Below are 17,036 nucleotides of genomic sequence, written 5' to 3'. Positions count from 1 at the left end.
CGTCAGCCCTTTGCCGTGACGGGCTTGGCGCCCGCTGCAGCCGGCGCCACGGCGGCTGGCACCAGGCGGCCATCCATGGTGTCCAGCAACAAGGTGGCTTCCTGTTCCATCTCGATGATGTAACCGGCGATGCGCCCCTTGAAGAAACGATGCGCCATCAATGCCGGCACGGCAATGATCATGCCGGTAGCGGTGCACACCAGCGCCTTGCCGATGCCGCCGGCCAGCTGATTCACATCGCCCACGCCATGGTCGAGGATGCCCAAAAACATCTGGATCATGCCGACCACGGTGCCTAGCAGGCCCAACAATGGCCCGGCCGATGCGATGGTGCCCAACGCGTTCAGATAGCGCTCCATCCTGTGCACGACATGCCGGCCGGTGTCTTCGATACGTTCGCGGATCAACTCACGCGGGCGGCCACGCACGTCCAGCGCGGCGGCCAGCAAGGCGCCCAATGGCGAATTGCGGCGCAGCGATTCGATATGGGTGGGGTCCAGCTTGCCGCGCGCGGCCCAGTTGCGAACCTCTTCGCCCAGGCCCGGCGGCGTCACCTCGTTGCGGCGCAGGCTCCACAAACGCTCCAGCACGATTGCCAGGGCAATTACGCCCAGCAACAGCAACGGCACCATCGGCCAACCGCCTGCCTTGACCAGCTCCAACACGATTCGATTCCTCCGGCAACGCGCCGCCTATTCGCTGGCCGATAGGATAGCAGCCGACCGCCGCCGTTCCGCAGCATCCCATAGCCGTGGCTGCCAGTGCCGTCGCTCGCGCAGTTGCAGGCCATCGGCGCCCAGCCAGACCCGGAGCGCGCCGGTCTGCGCGGTGTCCAGCACTTCCGCCCCGCCCGCCTGCCAGCGTTGCACGACCTCGGCGCGCGGATGCCCGAAGCGGTTGCCGTGGCCGGACGACACCAGCGCCAGGCGTGCGCCGGTCGCAGCGATGAAGTTGGCATCCGAGCCATCAGCGCTGCCATGGTGCGGGACGATCACCAGATCCGCATGCAGGTCTGAGACTTTTCCGCGTAGCAGGCGGCGTTCGATGATTTCGTCGATGTCGCCCGGCAATAGCGCGCTCGCGTGCCGGGTTTCGACCCGCAGCACACAGCTGGATTGATTACGCAGATACGGAAACCCAGCGCTGGGATGCAGGAAGCGAAAGCGCACGCCGTCCCATTCCCACTGTTGTCCGGCGCGGCAGCGTGTGCTGACGTCCAGCGCTGCATCCGGTGGTGCAGCGGTGAATGCGACCGGCAGCCCCGTGCGCACCGCGACATAGCCACCGGCATGATCGGCGTCTGCATGGCTGAGCACGATGGCGTCCAACCGGCGCACGCCAAGCGCACGCAATGCCGGCAGCACCACGCGCTCGCCGGAATCGAAGCCATCGCGCACCGCCGGGCCGGTATCGAAAAGCAGCGCATGCCGGTGCGTGCGCACCAGCACTGCCAAGCCCTGCCCTACATCCAGCACCTGCACTTCCGCCTCGCCTTGGGCCGGCAGTTCGCGATCCGGCCAAAGCAACGGCAACCACAGCAGCGCCGCCAACGATTTACCCGGCGTCCCGCGCGGCAGCAACAGCCAGAACGCACCGAGCAAGGCCGCAATCAGGGCAAGCCCATCGGACTCGGGTACCCACCACAATGCCGCCGTTGTTTGCCCGAGCCAGACGAACCCCGGCCAGGTCAGCTCGAAACACCAACCGGCAAGCTGCCACGCCCACACGCCCGCACCTGGGTAGATCGCTTCCAGCGCGGTCCCCACCAGGCACAGCGGCACTACCACGAAGGTCCACCACGGAATGGCGACCAGATTGGCGAACGGCCCGACCAGCGATGCCTGCCCGAACAGGCTGACCGTCAACGGCAGCAGGCCGACGGTGGCCACGGTCTGCGCGGACAGAAAGCCGCGCATGATGGCGCGATCGTCCGACGGCAGGCACCACACCAACCATGCCACGCCGGCGAAGCTGAGCCAGAAGCCAGCCACCAGCACGCTGAGCGGGTCCCACAGCAACACCGCCAACAAGGCGAGCGCGAGGATGTGGGCGGTCGAGGCGCGTCGCCGTAGCACTCTCACCAGGGCCACCACCGCAATCATCAGTACGGTGCGTACCGTCGGCAGCGCCAGGCCTGCCACTGCCGCGTAGGCGGCAGCGCCAAGTAACGCAGCAATTGATGCCGCATGCAGACGGGGCAGCAAGGTGCCAAGTCGCGGCTGCCAACGCCACACGCCCGCGACCAACAATGCGAAGAATGCCGCGACCAGCCCGACATGAAATCCCGAGATCGCGATCAGATGACTCAGCCCAGTCGCGCGCAACGTCGCCCATGCCGCATCGTCGAGCCCACGCGTATCACCCAGCGCGAGCGCGCGCAGGTACGGCCCAGAGGGGCCACCGACGCGCTCGGCAATACGTTGCGACATGCGTTCGCGCCAGGCATCCACGCCGTGCGGTGTTGCAGTCTGGTGTGCGGCGGCAGGCACGCGCACATAGCCGGTTGCGGCGATGCGCTGCGCCAGCGCCTGGCGCTCCGCATCCAAGCCACCGGGATTGCGCAAGCCGCGTGGCGCGCGCAGCTTCAGTCGCAGTTGCCAATGCGCGCCGGCATGCAGCGCTGCGCGCGGGCCGATGCGCTCGGCGCCGAAATCGTCGTACCAGGCCAGCTGCACGAGCTTTCCACGTAGAGCTGCAGGCTGTGCCTGATCTTCATCGACGCGCAGCTGAAAGCGGGTGCGGCGTTGCTCGGCGATTGGCAGCCCAACGATCCGTCCGCGCACGGCCATCTCACGTGCTTCGTCCTGCGGGAGTAGTTGCGCCTGGAGGGCACCGCCCACCTGCCATCCCATCAAGCCGAATCCGAGCAACACAGTGGTCAGCAACACCAGCCGCGCTCTCCAACGCGGGCCCCGCCACATCGTCATGCCGATGCCTAGCAGCGCCACGCATACGCAGCTGGCATACAACATTCGCGGCAGCAGTGCGGGCGACCAAGCGCATGCCACCACGCCAAGCAACAAGGCCGCAGCTATGGCAACGGCCGACCCCACCTGCGGTGGGGCTTCGTGCACTGACACCTCCATGCTGCCGGTCGCCATCCTGGCCCCTATCAATCAACGCCTTCAGCTTAGGTCGCAACGCGTTTCACGCACAGCGGAGGTCCGCCTGCGCACGGGTAGGAAGACCACTGTCGTTGCGGTCGCTGATTGCGACCACGCAACAACCGCGCCACAGCACGCAGTAATCCCCTCATGCGATGCATAGGACAGTGCGTAGATGGAGGTGCATGTTCCACAGCAGATCGGCCGACCAGCGATGTCAGCCGCCCCTTTCGCTCGCATTCGCCTCGATTTCATGGTGCCGGCGCTATGGTCACCGTTGTTTTCCAGGAGCCTCCCCCATGCGTAAAGGCATTGCATTGATCGTCGGTGTGACCGGCATTTCCGGTTACAACCTTGCCAACGTGCTGCTCGCCGACGGCTGGACCGTGTACGGCCTTGCACGTCGCCCCCTCCCCCATGACGGCGTCATTCCGGTCGCGGCAGACCTGCTGGATGCCGAAAGCACCAGCAACGCACTACGCGGCTTGCCGATCACCCATGTGTTCTTCTGCACCTGGACGCGCCGCGATACCGAACGCGAGAACGTCGAAGCCAACGGCGCCATGATGCGGCACCTGTGCGATGCGCTCAGTGATGCGCCGCTGCAGCACATGGCGTTGGTCACCGGGACCAAGCACTATCTGGGTGCGTTCGAAAATTACGGCAGCGGCAAGGCGGAGACGCCGTTCCGCGAAAGCGAGCCACGCCAGCCGGGCGAAAACTTCTACTACACGCTGGAGGACTTGTTGTTCGCACATGCGCAGCAGCACGGTTTCGGCTGGAGCGTGCATCGCTCGCACACCATGATCGGCATAGCAAACGGCAGCAACGCCATGAACATGGGCGTGACGCTGGCAGTGTATGCATCGCTGTGCAAGCACACCGGGCAACCGTTCGTGTTTCCAGGCTCGCAAGCACAATGGAATAGCCTCACCGACCTTACCGATGCCGGCCTGCTTGGCCGCCAACTGGCCTGGGCCGGGCTAAGCCCTGCGGCGCGCAATCAGGCGTTCAATACCGTCAATGGCGATGTGTTCCGCTGGCGCTGGATGTGGGGCGAAATCGCGAAGTTCTTCGAACTCGACGCTGCGCCGTGCCCGGCGACGCCGGAACCGCTGGAGCCACGCATGAGCCAGACTGCACCTGGCCTGTGGGCGGAGTTGGCCGCGCAACACGGCCTGGTGGAAGCGGACGTCAATCGACTGGCGTCGTGGTGGCACACCGACGCCGACCTCGGGCGCGAGATCGAGTGCGTCAACGACATGACCAAGAGCCGCGAACTGGGCTTTATGGACTTCTACGACAGCCGTGCCTCGTTCTTCGAACTATTCACCCGCCTACGGGCATTGCGCATCATTCCTTGACCGATGCATTGGCATCATCGCAGGCCCAACGGCCTGCGATGATGTAGACAGGCGTGGGCTTAGGTATCAGGCCTTTGCTCACTAATGCGCTGCGCCTGCACTGCAAATGCGACCGCGCTTCATCTAGCGGGCACAGCGTCAGGTTCTACTAATCATTCCACGTTTAAACGCAATGCGATCAGGCTGCTAACCGATCACATTGCCCGCGCTTACACCGCAGACGGCGCCAATTCGCGCAGCTTGCCCTGATGCAGTTCCAGCACACGATCCAGACGCCGCGCCAGGCTGCGGTCGTGCGTCACCAACACCAGGCTAGTGCGCTGCGCGCGGTTGAGCTCCAGCATCAGCTCGAACACGGTGCCCGCGGTCTTGTCGTCGAGGTTTCCGGTGGGTTCATCGCCCAGCACGCAGCCCGGCTTATTCACTAGAGCACGCGCAACGGCGCAGCGTTGACGCTCACCGCCGGACAGTTCGCTGGGCTTGTGCTCGATGCGATGCCCGAGCCCGACCGATTCCAGCAATTGCAACGCCTGCCCTTTGGCCACCGCCACATCCTTGCCAGAAAGCAGCACCGGCATCATCACGTTTTCCAGCGCGGTGAATTCGGGCAAGAGATGATGGAATTGATACACAAAGCCAAGCGACTGATTGCGTAGCCTGCCGCGCTGCGCGTCGGACAGCGCCGACATGCGCTCGCCCGCCACATACACCTCGCCGGAGGTCGGAATATCCAACCCGCCGAGCAGATGCAGCAAGGTGCTCTTGCCTGCACCGGAAGCGCCGACGATCGCCACGGTTTCGCCGGTGGCCACCGACAGATCCAGGCCATCGAACACTGGCGTGCGCATCTTGCCTTCGGCGTAGGTCTTGGCTAACGCCTCGGCGCGAATGACCGCAGTTGCCTGTTCTGGTTTTTGCACAACAGCTCCGCGAAACTCATTCATAACGCAGCGCCTCCGCCGGCTGGGTGCGCGAAGCGCGCCATGCCGGGTACAGGGTCGCCAGGAAACTCATCACCAACGCCACCACGGTGATCACCACCACGTCCTGGGCCTGCATATCGGTGGGCAGGCCGGTGATGTAGTACACGTCTTCGGGCAGCAATTTGACGCTGAAAATCGCTTCGATCACGCCGAGGATGCGTTCAAGGTTGAGCGTCAGCACGATGCCGCCGATCACGCCCATGAAAGTACCCATGAAGCCGATCAGCGAGCCTTGTACCATGAACACCTGCATCACCCCGCCCGGCGACAACCCGAGCGTGCGCAAGATGGCGATATCGGCCTGCTTATCGGTCACCAGCATCACCTGCGACGACACCAGGTTGAACGCCCCCATCGCCACGATCAGCGACAGCAGGATGCCCATCACGGTCTTTTCCATCTTCAACGAGTGGTAGAGGTTGGCGTTTTCCTGGGTCCAGTCGCTGACCCGATACGGACCATGCAACTTCACCGCCAGATCGCGCGCCACCGGCCAGGCCTGATCCATGTCGTGCAGGCGCAGACGCACACCGGTGACGCCATCCATGCGCAGCACGCGCGCCAGATCCTGCATGTTGACCACGGCCAAGCCGCGATCAATTTCGTTGTAGCCGGCTTCGAAAATACCGCTGACGGTGAAACGCTTGAGCCGCGGCATCGCGCCCAGCGGAGTGGCCTGGGTGTCGCTCAGCAACACGACGACGCTGTCGCCGACATCCACGCCCAGCCACAACGCCAGCTCCTTGCCGATGACGATGTTGTACGAACCAGGGGTCAGGCTGTCGACCGAGCCCTGCTGCATCTTCTTGGCCAGCACCGACACCTTGCCTTCTTCGGCAGGAATCACGCCGCGCACGATCGCCGGCTGCTTGCGCGGGCCCTGCAACAAGGATTCGGTTTCGATGTACGGTGCGGCACCGGCCACGCGCGGATCGGACATGGCGACCTCGACCGCATGCTGCCAATCGCGCATCGGCGCGCCTTCTGCGCTGACGGTGGCATGTGCGGCCATCTGCAGCAGGCGGTCGCGGATTTCCTTCTGGAAACCGCTCATCACTGCCAGCGTGGTGATCAGCACGGTCACGCCCAGGGCAATGCCCAGGATCGACGCCATCGAGATAAACGAAATGAAGCCATTGCGCCGCTTGGCACGCAGGTAGCGCAAGCCGATGGCAACCGGGATAGGTTTGAACATGCGGTTCAACCAGGAAAGGGACGCTATGGTGCCACTAGCGGCCGCCGGGACGAAATGGCATGGGCTTGAGCGGCCAGACGCAGTTCACGTCGTTGCGGCGGCGGCAAGGTATCGGGCCAGAAATGCAGGCGCTCGCACCGACCATCCGCCCATGTCCACCACACTACTGCCAGCGGCCCACGCCAGCGCACCTGCAGCCCTTCTATCTGCACACCGTCAATGCTGGCGGGCGTCTCCGTCCAAGGCACCAGCAACTGCCGCACTGGCGGACGCAACAGCTGACGCAATGCTTTTCCGCCTGCAAGCAGCGCATACGCTGACAGCACCACGGCCAGCCACAGCGGTACACCGCTGCGCCACACCGCATACAACGCGAGCATCGCCAACACGCCTAATGCGCAAATCAACCAGCGCGAAGGTCGCCACTCAAGCCGGCAAGGCGCGGATATCGGCGATGAGTGCGGCGTTGGCAGCATCGGGGCAAGCCTCGTAACCCATGAACCAGCGCCACAACTTATCGTCTTCGCAATCCAGTAGCTGTAGGAAAACCGCGCGCTCGGCTTCAGGCGCCCGCGCCCAGCGTTGATCCAGATAGCGCCCGAACAATTGATCCAGTTCGCGCATGCCGCGCCGGCAGCGCCAGCGCAGTTTTTTCAGCAGGGTTTGCTCGTCCATCTCATCTCTCCACCGCGCCGCGTGGCGGGCCGAAAACGACAGCGGCACCTGACCCAAGGGGCGGTGCCGCTGCGAACCAGATCCCCTCGCGGGGACTCAATGTCGTGCGATCAGGCGCGACGCGCCATCATCAACTTCTTGATTTCGGCGATCGCCAGCGCCGGGTTCAAGCCCTTCGGGCAGGTCCGTGCGCAGTTCATGATGGTGTGGCAGCGATACAGCTTGAACGGGTCTTCCAGATCGTCCAAACGCGCACCGGTGTCTTCGTCGCGCGAATCGATGATCCAGCGGTATGCCTGCAGCAGGATCGCCGGGCCCAAGTAACGCTCCCCGTTCCACCAGTAGCTGGGGCAGCTGGTCGAGCAGCAGGCACACAGGATGCACTCGTATAAGCCATCGAGCTTGCGGCGGTCTTCCGGCGATTGCAGGCGCTCGCGATCCGGCGGCGGCGGGGTCTGGGTGCGGATCCACGGTTTGATCGACGCGTACTGCGCGTAGAAATGCGTCAGATCCGGCACCAGGTCCTTGATCACGCTCATATGCGGCAGCGGATAGATCGGCACTTCCGATTTGCCGCACGCGGCAATCGCCTTGGTGCAGGCCAGCGTATTGGTGCCGTCGATGTTCATCGCGCACGAGCCGCAAATGCCCTCGCGGCAGGAACGACGGAACGCCAACGTCGGGTCGATCTCGTTCTTGATCTTGATCAGCGCGTCCAACACCATCGGGCCGCACTTATCCAGGTCGATCTCATAGCTGTCGGTACGCGGATTGGCGTCGACATCCGGATCCCAGCGGTAGACCTTGAAGGTGCGCGTGTTCTTGGCGCCCTGTGCAGGGTAATGCCTGCCCTTGCCGATCTTTGAATTCTTGGGGAGGGTGAACTCTGCCATAGCTGCTCTCGTTGGCTCAGGCGATGCGCGGTGCAAACGACAACCGCACCGTGCGCATGAAGGTAAAGATGACGGATGCCACTGCCGAAGCAGTTGCGCAGCGGCCGGCCATTTGCCGGCGCTGCCCAAGCGTCATGTGGCGACACCTTTGCAGCGATGCATTACCGCTACGCGCGGACGCGTTGGCGAGCAATGACAGGGCAACAGTGGGTCGCTGCATGCGCATCGATCAGTAAACGCGCGGCTTCGGCGGGACCACGTCCACATCCTTGCTCAGCGTATACATGTGTACAGGGCGGTAATCGAACTCGCACTTGCCCTTGTCGTCGACGGTCACCAGCGTGTGCTTCTGCCAGTTGACGTCGTCGCGGTCCGGGAAGTCCTCGTGCGAATGCGCACCACGGCTTTCCTTGCGCTGTTCGGCCGAATTGATCGTCGCCACTGCATTGAGCAGCAGGTTGTTCAACTCGTAGGTCTCGATCAGGTCCGAGTTCCACACCAGCGAGCGATCCGACACCTTGACGTCTTCGAAGGTGGCGAAGATCTCGGCCATCTTGTCCACGCCCTCTTTCAGCGTCTTGCTGGTGCGAAACACGGCCGCATCCGACTGCATGGTCCGCTGCATGTTGTCGCGGATCACCGAGGTCGGCGTGGAGCCGTTGGCATGACGCAACTTGTCTAGCAAGCCCAGCGCCTTGTCACAGGCATCCGACGGCAAGGTCTTGTGCGGCTGATTGGGCTTGACCGTCTCGGCGCAGCGGTTGGCCACCGCACGGCCGAACACCACCAGGTCCAGCAACGAATTCGAACCCAGACGGTTTGCACCATGCACGGAGACGCATGCCGCTTCGCCAATGGCGTACAGGCCCGGCACCACCGCATCCGGATCGTCGCCCTGCTTGCGCACGACTTCGCCGTAGAAGTTGGTCGGAATGCCGCCCATGTTGTAGTGCACGGTCGGCAGCACCGGAATCGGCTGCTTGGTCACGTCCACACCGGCAAAGATGTGCGCGCTTTCGGCAATGCCCGGCAGCTTTTCGTTGATGACTTCCGGGCCGAGGTGGGTCAGGTCGAGCAGGATGTGATCCTTGTGCTCGCCAACGCCACGACCTTCGCGGATTTCAACCGTCATCGAGCGCGACACCACGTCGCGCGACGCCAAATCCTTGTAGTGCGGTGCGTAGCGCTCCATAAAGCGCTCGCCGTTGCTGTTGCGCAGAATGCCGCCTTCGCCGCGTACGCCTTCAGTGATCAGGCAGCCCGCACCGTAGATGCCGGTGGGATGGAATTGCACGAACTCCATATCCTGCACAGGCAAACCGGCACGCATCACCAAACCGCCGCCATCACCCGTACAGGTATGTGCGGAGGTGGCGCTGAAGTAGGCGCGGCCGTAACCGCCTGTTGCCAGCACCACGCCGTGCGCGCGGAACAGATGCAGCGAGCCTTCGGCCATGTCCAGCGCGAGCACGCCACGGCAGACACCTTCTTCGTCGAAGATCAGATCGAGTGCGAAGTACTCGATCATGAAACGGGCGTTGTGTGCCAGCGACTGCTGATAAAGCGTATGCAACATCGCGTGGCCGGTACGGTCGGCTGCGGCGCAGGTGCGCTGCGCGGACGGGCCTTCGCCGTACTTGGTGGTCATGCCGCCGAACGGGCGCTGGTAGATCTTGCCGTCTTCAGTACGCGAGAACGGCACACCGTAGTGTTCGAGTTCGATGATGGCCGGAATCGCTTCGCGACACATGTACTCGATCGCGTCCTGGTCGCCCAGCCAATCGGAGCCCTTGATGGTGTCGTAGAAGTGATAACGCCAGTCATCTTCGCCCATGTTGCCCAGCGCTGCGGAGATACCGCCCTGCGCTGCGACGGTGTGCGAACGGGTCGGGAAGACCTTGGTCAGACAGACCGTCTGCAGGCCCTTCTGAGCCAGGCCGAACGTGGCGCGCAGGCCAGCGCCGCCGGCGCCTACCACGACCATGTCGTACTTGTGTTCTGTGATCTTGTAAGCGGACATCGAATTATGGATTCCTGTTTGGTCGCTGACGACTCAGCTCATGCCCAGCGCGATACGCGCCACGGCAAACACGCTGACGATGGCGCCCAGCACGGCAACGAAACGCACGAGTGTCTGCGCCATCAGTGCGAGCAGCGAGTCGTGTACGTAATCTTCCAGCACCACCTGCATGCCCAGTTGCGCGTGCCAGAACGAGGCAATGAGGAAAGCGACAAGCAGAATCGCATTCCATGGCTTGGCCACTGCGGCGGTTGCGGCAGCGTGATCGGCACCCATGAGGCTCAGCACGAAGATCAGGAACCAGATCGACAACGGCACCAATGCGGCCGCGGTAAGACGCTGGATCACGAAATGTTCGGTACCGGTCTTGGCGGCGCCCAGGCCGCGCACGTTTTTCAACGGAGTACGGTAACGACTCATACGGCACCTCCAGACAACAGCACATAGGCCCAGACAGCGCCGGTGAGCACGAAGCTCAGAATCACCGACAGCCAACCCATGCTAATGAACGAGCGCACGGCATAGCCTTGGCCGAAATCCTGCAGCATGTGGCGCAGCCCACCGAACAGGTGGAAGGCAAAGGACCAGGTCCAGCCAAACAGGAACACCTGTCCATACCAGGTTGCCGCCTGATCGCGGAAACAATTCCAGTGGTCGGGGCCAAGCATCAAGGTCAGCAAGGCGGCGGCAATCACCAGTGCGCCGACGGACAGTACGATGCCGGTGGCTCGATTCAGAATCGAGGTCACCATCTGTATCTGCCAGCGGTACACCTGGAGATGCGGGGAGAGAGGACGTTCGCGGATCGCCATTCGCTGGGCTCGTTTTCTCGGCTGGGCGGCACTAGGCCGCTGTGGCTAAAAGCTGCTCAAAAATCGATGCAGCGTCCATTTTTTTCCCAGTCGCCGTAGCGCGTTGGCTCAGGGCCGTCGCGCCCACCAATCTCCTTCGGCAGTGGCTTTTTCTCGGGAATATGCTCCTGAGAGGAAGGCTGCGTCTCGGAATCCTGCGCTGGGGTGGGGGTTGGATGGCCTATCATAGTGCTCTCACAACTTTGCGATTTTAGTCCTCCCCTTCCGTGGCTGACAACCTGAATCTTATTCCGCAGTGTTTTGGCTCCCTGCACGACATGCAATACGTCCGATTGGTCGGTGCGGATGCAGTGGCGTTCGCGCATGCCCAATTTGCCAATGACGTACAGGCGCTGGCGATTGGGCAGTGGCAGTGGAATGCGTGGTTGACGGCAAAGGGGCGCGTAATTGCCATCTTCGCACTCCTGCGTGAGGACGACGCACACTTACTAATGGTATTGCCCGACGGCAACGCGGCCGAGATCGCCGTGCAACTCGGCCGGTTCGTATTCCGCCGCAAGCTGAAAATCACCACTGCCGCGCTGTTTGCCTTCGGCGGCTTCGCAGCACCGGAACACGCACACGCCGCGCACGCCGATATCAGAACGCAGCGTATCGAGCTGGATCTGGGGAGCGCTGCGTTTCCGCGCACCTTGTTGCTGTACGCCGAAGATGCATTGGCAGCGCCTATCGAAGTGCCAAGCGTAGATGCGCAGTGGCGCCATGCCGATCTGCAGCTGGGGCTCGCTCGCCTGGTCGAGGGCCAGCGCGAACAGTGGACGCCGCAGCAGTTGGCACTCGACCGCCTGCAGGCCTACAGCGTCAAAAAAGGCTGCTACCCGGGTCAGGAGATCGTGGCGCGCACGCATTTCCTCGGCAAAGCCAAGCGCGCCTTGCAGCTGCTGGACACCGATAGTGCGGTAGAGGCAGGCGATGCCGTCGCAATGGACGGCACTACGATCGGCACGGTGGTGAGCGTAGCTGGCACCCTAGCGCTGGCGGTGTTGCCGCTGGAGCTGACGCTGGACGCCGACGCCACCTTGCAGGCTGGTGCCTACGGCGCACGGCCGCGCGCGATCATGCCAGGGCTGGAGCGGTAAGAGCAAAAAACGTCGCGAGCAGTCGTTAGGTGGGCGTGGACGGCACGCAGGAACTGCAATGTACGCGCGGTACACGCTGCCCCAAGCACCCGCCGCGCCCATCGGGTGGCTGCACAGTTGTTAGTTAGCTGCCCTGCGCCGCTTCCAGCCGCTGCCCGGTGGCCGGGTCGAAGAAGTGCAAGGCATCGCTGCGCAGCGCCAGACGCAGCGACTGGCCCACCGCTGGCAAGCTCTGCGGCGGGACGCGGATCACCAGCGGCTGACCGCCACGGTCGAGATTGAGGAAGATCTCGTTGCCGACCGGTTCGATCACATCGACCCGCGCATCGAAACCCAGCACTGCGTCCTCGGAGGGCTGCAAATGTTCCGGGCGCACGCCGACAATTACGTCCTGGCCGAACCAGGCTGCATCCACCCGTGCCGCGCCCAGCGGCACGCGCCAACCATCGGCCATGACCAGATGCAGGCCGTCCTGCGCGTCCAAATGTCCCTGCAACACATTCATTGCCGGGCTGCCGAGGAAACCGGCGACGAACAGATTGGCCGGGCGGTCGTACAGCGCGATGGGGCTATCGATCTGCTGGATCACGCCGTCTTTGAGCACCACGATGCGCTGGCCGAGCGTCATCGCTTCGACCTGGTCGTGGGTGACGTAGATCATGGTGGTGCCGAGCTTGCGGTGCAGCTGCGCGATCTCGGTGCGTACGCTGTGGCGCAATTTGGCGTCCAGGTTGGACAGCGGCTCGTCGAGCAGAAACACCGACGATTCACGCACCATCGCCCGACCGAGCGCCACGCGCTGGCGCTGACCGCCGGACATCGCCTTGGGCAACTTATCCAGCATCGGAGTCAGGCCCAGCAGCTCGGCGGCGTTGTTGACGCGCTCGGCGATGACCTGCTTGGGGTGCCCGCGCAGCTTGAGCCCGAACGCCAGGTTCTCGGCCACAGTCATGTGCGGATACAGCGCGTAGCTCTGGAACACCATGGCGATGTCGCGGTCCTTGGGCGCCACGTCGTTGACCACGCGCTCGCCGATCTTCAGCGTGCCGGCGCTGATGTCTTCAAGGCCGGCAATCATGCGCAGCAGCGTCGATTTGCCGCAGCCGGACGGCCCGACCAGCACCATCAACTCGCCGTCGGCGACTTCGAAGCTCGCGCCCTGCACTGCCACCTGGCCGTTTTCGTAGACCTTGCGGACACCTTCCAACTGCACTTTCGCCATCGTTCGGCCTCAACGTAAGTTGTGCGCCCTGCCCTCGGCCCTCCCGATGGCGGTGACGCGGCATGCGCTTGCAAGGAAGTTTCCTGCAAACGAATGCATTGGTTTATTCTGACATGTAATCGTTTTCACATGGCAACATCGATCTGGGGAGTGACCATGCCGCCACGCCGTTCAACGCCATTGTCGACGGTGCAGCTCGCTGCGCGCTGGCATGCATGCCAGCGCGCAGGTGCAGATATTCCACCACGGTGCTAACCGCTGATCGCAAGTTGCTGCAACAATCGGGGATTGGGCGTCAGCGTCCATCCCCACCGCTGCGCGCACGCAAGTGTCGCGCAGGAACAGACGTACCGACCGCCGGCCGTCCGGCGCCTTTCCGACTAGTTGCTGATAACGATGTCTCCAGAATCTGAAACGCGGTCCATGCATAACACCCTGATCCTGTTTGGCGCCACCGGCGATCTTGCCCAGCGCTACCTGTTTCCCTCCTTACTGCGTCTGTTCATCGATGGCCTGCTGCCGGAGGACTTTCGCATCCGCGCGCTAGCACTCTCACCGCACGACACCGATGCGTTTCGTGAAGTGCTGCGGCCGCGTCTGACCGAAGCGCTGCCGATCGCCACGCCCGAACAGATCCAGGCGCTGCTGCAGCGGGTCGACTACCGCTCGGTGGATCTGCGCGATGCCGAATCGGTGGCTGACGCGGTGCGCGAGCTGGCGAGCCGCCGCTGCGTGAGCTATCTGGCGATCCCGCCGGGCCTGTACATCAGCACCTGCCAAGGTCTGGCGCTAGGTGGCGCGTTGGCAGCACCGCATCGCTTGATGCTGGAAAAGCCGATCGGCCACGACTCGGACAGCGCCCGCGAAATCCTGCAGTCAATCGGCGCGCTGGTCGACGAAGACCGCGTGTTCCGCCTCGACCATTACTTGGGCAAGGCGGCGGTGCAGAACCTGATCGCGCTGCGCTTCGGCAACACGCTGCTGGAGGCGGTCTGGAACCGCATCTACATCGAGTCGGTGCAGATCCTGGTCGCCGAAAGCGAAGGCGTGGACGGGCGCGATGCCTACTACGCCCGCTCCGGCGCGCTGCGCGACATGGTGCAGAGCCATATCCTGCAGCTGTTGTGCCTGGTGGCGATGGAGCCGCCTGCCTCGCTGGAAGCCGACCGCATCCGCGACGAGAAGGTCAAGGTGCTGCGTGCACTGCGCCCGATGACCGCCGAACAAGCCGCGCATGACAGCGTGCGCGGCAGCTACACCGCCGGCAGCATCAACGGGCAGCCGGCGCAGGCCTATCACCCGCCGGAAGGCAGCGACGTGGAAACCTTCGTCGCAGTGACGGCGCATATCGACAATTGGCGTTGGGCCGGCGTGCCGTTCCATCTGTGCACCGGCAAGCGCCTGGCCGAACGCTCTACGCGCATCGTGGTCACACTCAAGCCGGTGACGCATTGGCTGTTCGAGCGTCCGGACCGTCAGAACGCGGTACCCAACCGCTTGACCTTCCAATTGCAGCCGCAGGAAAACATCGAGCTCGGCCTGATGAGCAGCCTGGCCGGCCCGGAATGGGGTGCGATCGAACTGCAGCCGCTGGAACTGGAACTGTCGGTACCGACCGGTCTGCACCGCCGCATTGCCTATGAGCGCCTGTTCGTGGACGCCTTCAACGGCAACCCGGCGCTGTTCGTGCGCGACGACGAGGTCAAGGCGGCGTGGTCGTGGATCGACAGCGTCAGCGACGCCTGGAAAGACGCCGCGCTGCCGCTGCAGCACTACCCGGCCGGCAGCTGGGGCCCCGAATCGGCGACCCACTTCCTGCCACCGGCCACCGACGCACAGGGAAACAACGCATGACCGCTCCTTCCAAGCCGGTGCTGGTTGCCGATATCGGCGGAACCAATGCGCGCTTCGCGCTGGCCGATGTCGACGCTTCGGTGCCGTTGCTGGATGACACCTCGCGCGAATTTGCCGTGGTGGACTTCGGTTCGCTCGGCGAAGCCGCGCGCTACTACCTCGACCAGATCGGCGTGCAGGCCACCCAAGGCGTGTTCGCCGTGGCCGGCCGCGTGGATGGCGACGAAGCACGCATCACCAACCACCCCTGGGTGATCTCGCGCTCGCGCACCGCCAGCATGCTGGGTTTCAGCAGCTTGCACCTGATCAACGACTTCGCCGCGCAAGCAATGGCGATCAGCCTGCTGCGTCCGCAGGACGTGGTGCAGGTGGGCGGCGCCAGCTGGCGTCCGGCGCCGATCGACCAACCGCGCAACTACGGTGTCATCGGCCCCGGCACCGGTTTGGGTGTGGGCGGCCTGATCATCCGCAACGGGCGCTGCTTCCCGCTGGAAACCGAAGGCGGCCATGTCAGCTTCCCGCCCGGCACGCCGGAAGAAATCCGCATCCTGGAAATCCTCTCCGAACAGTTCGGCCGGGTCTCCAACGAGCGCCTGATCTGCGGCCCCGGCCTGGTCAATATCCATCGCGCGTTGAGCGAAATCGCCGGCATCGATCCGGGCCCGCTGCAACCCAAGGACATCACTGCCCGTGCTGCGGCAGGCGACCCGCGTTCGTCGCGCACCATCGATCTGTTCTGTGCCATCTTCGGCGCAATCGCCGGCGACATGGTGCTGATGCAGGGCGCCTGGGACGGCGTGTTCCTCACCGGCGGGTTGGTGCCCAAGGTGCTGGATTCGCTGCAGCATTCAGGCTTTCGCCAGCGCTTTGAACACAAGGGCCGCTTCTCCGCGATCATGTCGCGGGTGCCATCACTGGCGGTCATGCACCCGCATGCCGGCCTGCTCGGCGCCGCCGCCTATGCAGTGGATGCACAACGTCAGCACCCCGGGGAACAGCGATGAACTTGCAGGACAACCCGCGCATTACCCTGTTGCGCTACGACGACCCGGCCGAGTGGACCGAAGCGGTTGCCAGCGAAATGGCCGACCTGCTGGAACAGGAAATCTCGCGTCGCGGCCAGGCACGCATGCTGCTGTCCGGCGGCACCACCCCGGCATCGGTGTACGAGTCCCTCGCCCACCGGCCGCTGGAGTGGTCGCGGGTGGAAGTGGGCCTGGTCGATGAGCGCTGGTTGTCGCCGCAGGATCAGGACAGCAATGCCTGGCTGGTGAATGACAGCTTCCTGACCCACGCGCCGGCCGCCACCTTCATCCCACTGGTCCGCCCAGGCAAGCAATTGCCCGAATGCGTGCATACCGCAAATCTGCAGGCCACCCATGCCGAACCGGCCTGTCTGGCGGTGCTGGGCATGGGCGGCGATGGACATACCGCCTCGTTGTTCCCCGGTGCCACCGACCTGCCGAAGGCGCTCGCCAGCCCACAGCCGTATGCGTCGCTGGATGCCACCGGCTGCCCGGGTTCGAACCAATGGCCGTTGCGCATCACCCTGACGCCCGCAGGGCTCGCCAGCATTCCGACGCGCCTGCTGCTGTTGCGTGGCAAGCAGAAGCTGGACGTGCTGCAGGCCGCGCTGGCCGGCGACGATGTCAACCAATATCCGATTCGCGTGGCACTGCAGCAGCCGGGTCCGCGGTTGCGGGTACATTGGTGTAATTGAGTGCGAGTGGTTTGATGCGAATCCTCGCAAAAGCCGATGTGATGCGAGTCCCTCG

General features: G+C 63.8%; 17 protein-coding genes, 1 other RNA gene and 1 pseudogene. 5 read left to right on the top strand and 14 right to left on the bottom strand.

Annotated elements, in window-relative coordinates; translation table 11 throughout:
* Positions 1-2: 2 nt before the first annotated feature.
* Positions 3-665, bottom strand: coding sequence for a MotA/TolQ/ExbB proton channel family protein (locus NX05_RS18835; protein ID WP_039434941.1), 663 nt, complete (start codon positions 663-665; stop codon positions 3-5).
* A pseudogene (locus NX05_RS18830) lies at positions 559-3,101 on the bottom strand (DNA internalization-related competence protein ComEC/Rec2); the annotation flags it as partial. The pseudogene NX05_RS18830 and the gene NX05_RS18835, both read right to left, overlap by 107 nt.
* A 302-nt stretch (positions 3,102-3,403) precedes the next feature.
* Between NX05_RS18830 and NX05_RS18825 the strand changes: the two are divergent.
* Complete coding sequence (locus NX05_RS18825; protein ID WP_039434936.1) at positions 3,404-4,468, top strand: SDR family oxidoreductase; 1,065 nt, start codon at positions 3,404-3,406, stop codon at positions 4,466-4,468.
* Positions 4,469-4,677: 209 nt separating this feature from the next.
* On the opposite strand, the gene lolD is transcribed toward NX05_RS18825, so the two are convergent.
* The 10 genes from lolD to NX05_RS25050 form a co-directional block, all read right to left on the bottom strand.
* The gene (gene lolD, locus NX05_RS18820) at positions 4,678-5,412 is read right to left on the bottom strand and encodes a lipoprotein-releasing ABC transporter ATP-binding protein LolD (protein ID WP_010373322.1); all 735 of its coding nucleotides are present in this window, start codon (positions 5,410-5,412) and stop codon (positions 4,678-4,680) included.
* Positions 5,405-6,646, bottom strand: coding sequence for a lipoprotein-releasing ABC transporter permease subunit (locus NX05_RS18815; RefSeq protein ID WP_039434933.1), 1,242 nt, complete (start codon positions 6,644-6,646; stop codon positions 5,405-5,407). Before NX05_RS18815 ends, lolD begins: the two co-directional genes overlap by 8 nt.
* Positions 6,647-6,669: 23 nt before the next feature.
* Entirely contained in the window at positions 6,670-7,122 is a 453-nt protein-coding gene (locus NX05_RS18810) for a hypothetical protein (protein ID WP_039434930.1), read from the bottom strand.
* Positions 7,073-7,321, bottom strand: a complete 249-nt coding sequence (locus NX05_RS18805) for an FAD assembly factor SdhE (RefSeq protein WP_010378796.1) — start codon at positions 7,319-7,321, stop codon at positions 7,073-7,075. Before NX05_RS18805 ends, NX05_RS18810 begins: the two co-directional genes overlap by 50 nt.
* Before the next feature lie 110 nt (positions 7,322-7,431).
* Positions 7,432-8,214: a succinate dehydrogenase iron-sulfur subunit gene (locus NX05_RS18800; protein ID WP_039434926.1), complete on the bottom strand. Its 783-nt coding sequence runs from the start codon at positions 8,212-8,214 to the stop codon at positions 7,432-7,434.
* A 16-nt stretch (positions 8,215-8,230) separates the two neighbouring features.
* A complete protein-coding gene (locus tag NX05_RS18795; protein ID WP_026112479.1) occupies positions 8,231-8,434 on the bottom strand; it encodes a hypothetical protein in 204 nt (67 codons plus the stop codon).
* Positions 8,435-8,443: 9 nt separating this feature from the next.
* Positions 8,444-10,234: a succinate dehydrogenase flavoprotein subunit gene (gene sdhA, locus NX05_RS18790; protein ID WP_039434923.1), complete on the bottom strand. Its 1,791-nt coding sequence runs from the start codon at positions 10,232-10,234 to the stop codon at positions 8,444-8,446.
* A gap of 33 nt (positions 10,235-10,267) precedes the next feature.
* Positions 10,268-10,654: a succinate dehydrogenase, hydrophobic membrane anchor protein gene (sdhD, locus tag NX05_RS18785; protein WP_039434920.1), complete on the bottom strand. Its 387-nt coding sequence runs from the start codon at positions 10,652-10,654 to the stop codon at positions 10,268-10,270.
* Positions 10,651-11,046, bottom strand: a complete 396-nt coding sequence (sdhC, locus tag NX05_RS18780; RefSeq protein WP_039434916.1) for a succinate dehydrogenase, cytochrome b556 subunit — start codon at positions 11,044-11,046, stop codon at positions 10,651-10,653. The genes sdhD and sdhC overlap by 4 nt, the downstream gene beginning before the upstream one ends.
* A gap of 56 nt (positions 11,047-11,102) precedes the next feature.
* The gene (locus tag NX05_RS25050; protein WP_005929790.1) at positions 11,103-11,273 is read right to left on the bottom strand and encodes a DUF1674 domain-containing protein; all 171 of its coding nucleotides are present in this window, start codon (positions 11,271-11,273) and stop codon (positions 11,103-11,105) included.
* Positions 11,274-11,312: 39 nt separating this feature from the next.
* Between NX05_RS25050 and ygfZ the strand changes: the two genes are divergently transcribed.
* Positions 11,313-12,185 carry a CAF17-like 4Fe-4S cluster assembly/insertion protein YgfZ gene (ygfZ, locus tag NX05_RS18775; RefSeq protein ID WP_026112837.1) on the top strand — a complete coding sequence of 291 codons (873 nt, stop codon included), beginning with the start codon at positions 11,313-11,315 and terminating at the stop codon, positions 12,183-12,185.
* Position 12,186: 1 nt separating this feature from the next.
* Here ygfZ and NX05_RS23170 read toward each other — a convergent pair.
* Together NX05_RS23170 and NX05_RS18770 are read right to left on the bottom strand one after the other, a co-directional pair.
* Positions 12,187-12,260, bottom strand: a non-coding RNA gene (locus NX05_RS23170) — sX9 sRNA.
* 49 nt (positions 12,261-12,309) lie between these two features.
* Positions 12,310-13,407, bottom strand: coding sequence for an ABC transporter ATP-binding protein (locus NX05_RS18770; RefSeq protein WP_039434912.1), 1,098 nt, complete (start codon positions 13,405-13,407; stop codon positions 12,310-12,312).
* Positions 13,408-13,830: 423 nt separating this feature from the next.
* Between NX05_RS18770 and zwf the strand changes: the two genes are divergently transcribed.
* From zwf to pgl, 3 genes are read left to right on the top strand one after another with little or no spacing between them, the layout of a single operon-like run.
* A complete protein-coding gene (gene zwf, locus NX05_RS18765) occupies positions 13,831-15,261 on the top strand; it encodes a glucose-6-phosphate dehydrogenase (RefSeq protein ID WP_039434909.1) in 1,431 nt (476 codons plus the stop codon).
* Positions 15,258-16,265, top strand: a complete 1,008-nt coding sequence (glk, locus tag NX05_RS18760) for a glucokinase (protein WP_017113182.1) — start codon at positions 15,258-15,260, stop codon at positions 16,263-16,265. Before zwf ends, glk begins: the two co-directional genes overlap by 4 nt.
* Entirely contained in the window at positions 16,262-16,981 is a 720-nt protein-coding gene (gene pgl, locus NX05_RS18755; protein ID WP_017115690.1) for a 6-phosphogluconolactonase, read from the top strand. Before glk ends, pgl begins: the two co-directional genes overlap by 4 nt.
* The last annotated feature ends 55 nt before the right edge of the window (positions 16,982-17,036 follow it).

The sequence above is a fragment of the Xanthomonas vasicola genome, from assembly GCF_000772705.2.
In the GTDB taxonomy this organism is placed as follows: domain Bacteria; phylum Pseudomonadota; class Gammaproteobacteria; order Xanthomonadales; family Xanthomonadaceae; genus Xanthomonas; species Xanthomonas vasicola.
This window is presented reverse-complemented; position numbering and strand designations above follow the sequence as displayed.

Coding starts and splice junctions, on each gene's coding strand:
- NX05_RS18825 (WP_039434936.1), top strand. CDS start 3,404: ATGCGTAAAGGCATTGCATTGATCGTCGGTGTGACCGGCATTTCCGGT.
- lolD (WP_010373322.1), bottom strand. CDS start 5,412: ATGAATGAGTTTCGCGGAGCTGTTGTGCAAAAACCAGAACAGGCAACT.
- NX05_RS18815 (WP_039434933.1), bottom strand. CDS start 6,646: ATGTTCAAACCTATCCCGGTTGCCATCGGCTTGCGCTACCTGCGTGCC.
- NX05_RS18810 (WP_039434930.1), bottom strand. CDS start 7,122: ATGCTGCCAACGCCGCACTCATCGCCGATATCCGCGCCTTGCCGGCTT.
- NX05_RS18805 (WP_010378796.1), bottom strand. CDS start 7,321: ATGGACGAGCAAACCCTGCTGAAAAAACTGCGCTGGCGCTGCCGGCGC.
- NX05_RS18800 (WP_039434926.1), bottom strand. CDS start 8,214: ATGGCAGAGTTCACCCTCCCCAAGAATTCAAAGATCGGCAAGGGCAGG.
- NX05_RS18795 (WP_026112479.1), bottom strand. CDS start 8,434: ATGCAGCGACCCACTGTTGCCCTGTCATTGCTCGCCAACGCGTCCGCG.
- sdhA (WP_039434923.1), bottom strand. CDS start 10,234: ATGTCCGCTTACAAGATCACAGAACACAAGTACGACATGGTCGTGGTA.
- sdhD (WP_039434920.1), bottom strand. CDS start 10,654: ATGAGTCGTTACCGTACTCCGTTGAAAAACGTGCGCGGCCTGGGCGCC.
- sdhC (WP_039434916.1), bottom strand. CDS start 11,046: ATGGCGATCCGCGAACGTCCTCTCTCCCCGCATCTCCAGGTGTACCGC.
- NX05_RS25050 (WP_005929790.1), bottom strand. CDS start 11,273: ATGATAGGCCATCCAACCCCCACCCCAGCGCAGGATTCCGAGACGCAG.
- NX05_RS18770 (WP_039434912.1), bottom strand. CDS start 13,407: ATGGCGAAAGTGCAGTTGGAAGGTGTCCGCAAGGTCTACGAAAACGGC.
- zwf (WP_039434909.1), top strand. CDS start 13,831: ATGCATAACACCCTGATCCTGTTTGGCGCCACCGGCGATCTTGCCCAG.
- glk (WP_017113182.1), top strand. CDS start 15,258: ATGACCGCTCCTTCCAAGCCGGTGCTGGTTGCCGATATCGGCGGAACC.
- pgl (WP_017115690.1), top strand. CDS start 16,262: ATGAACTTGCAGGACAACCCGCGCATTACCCTGTTGCGCTACGACGAC.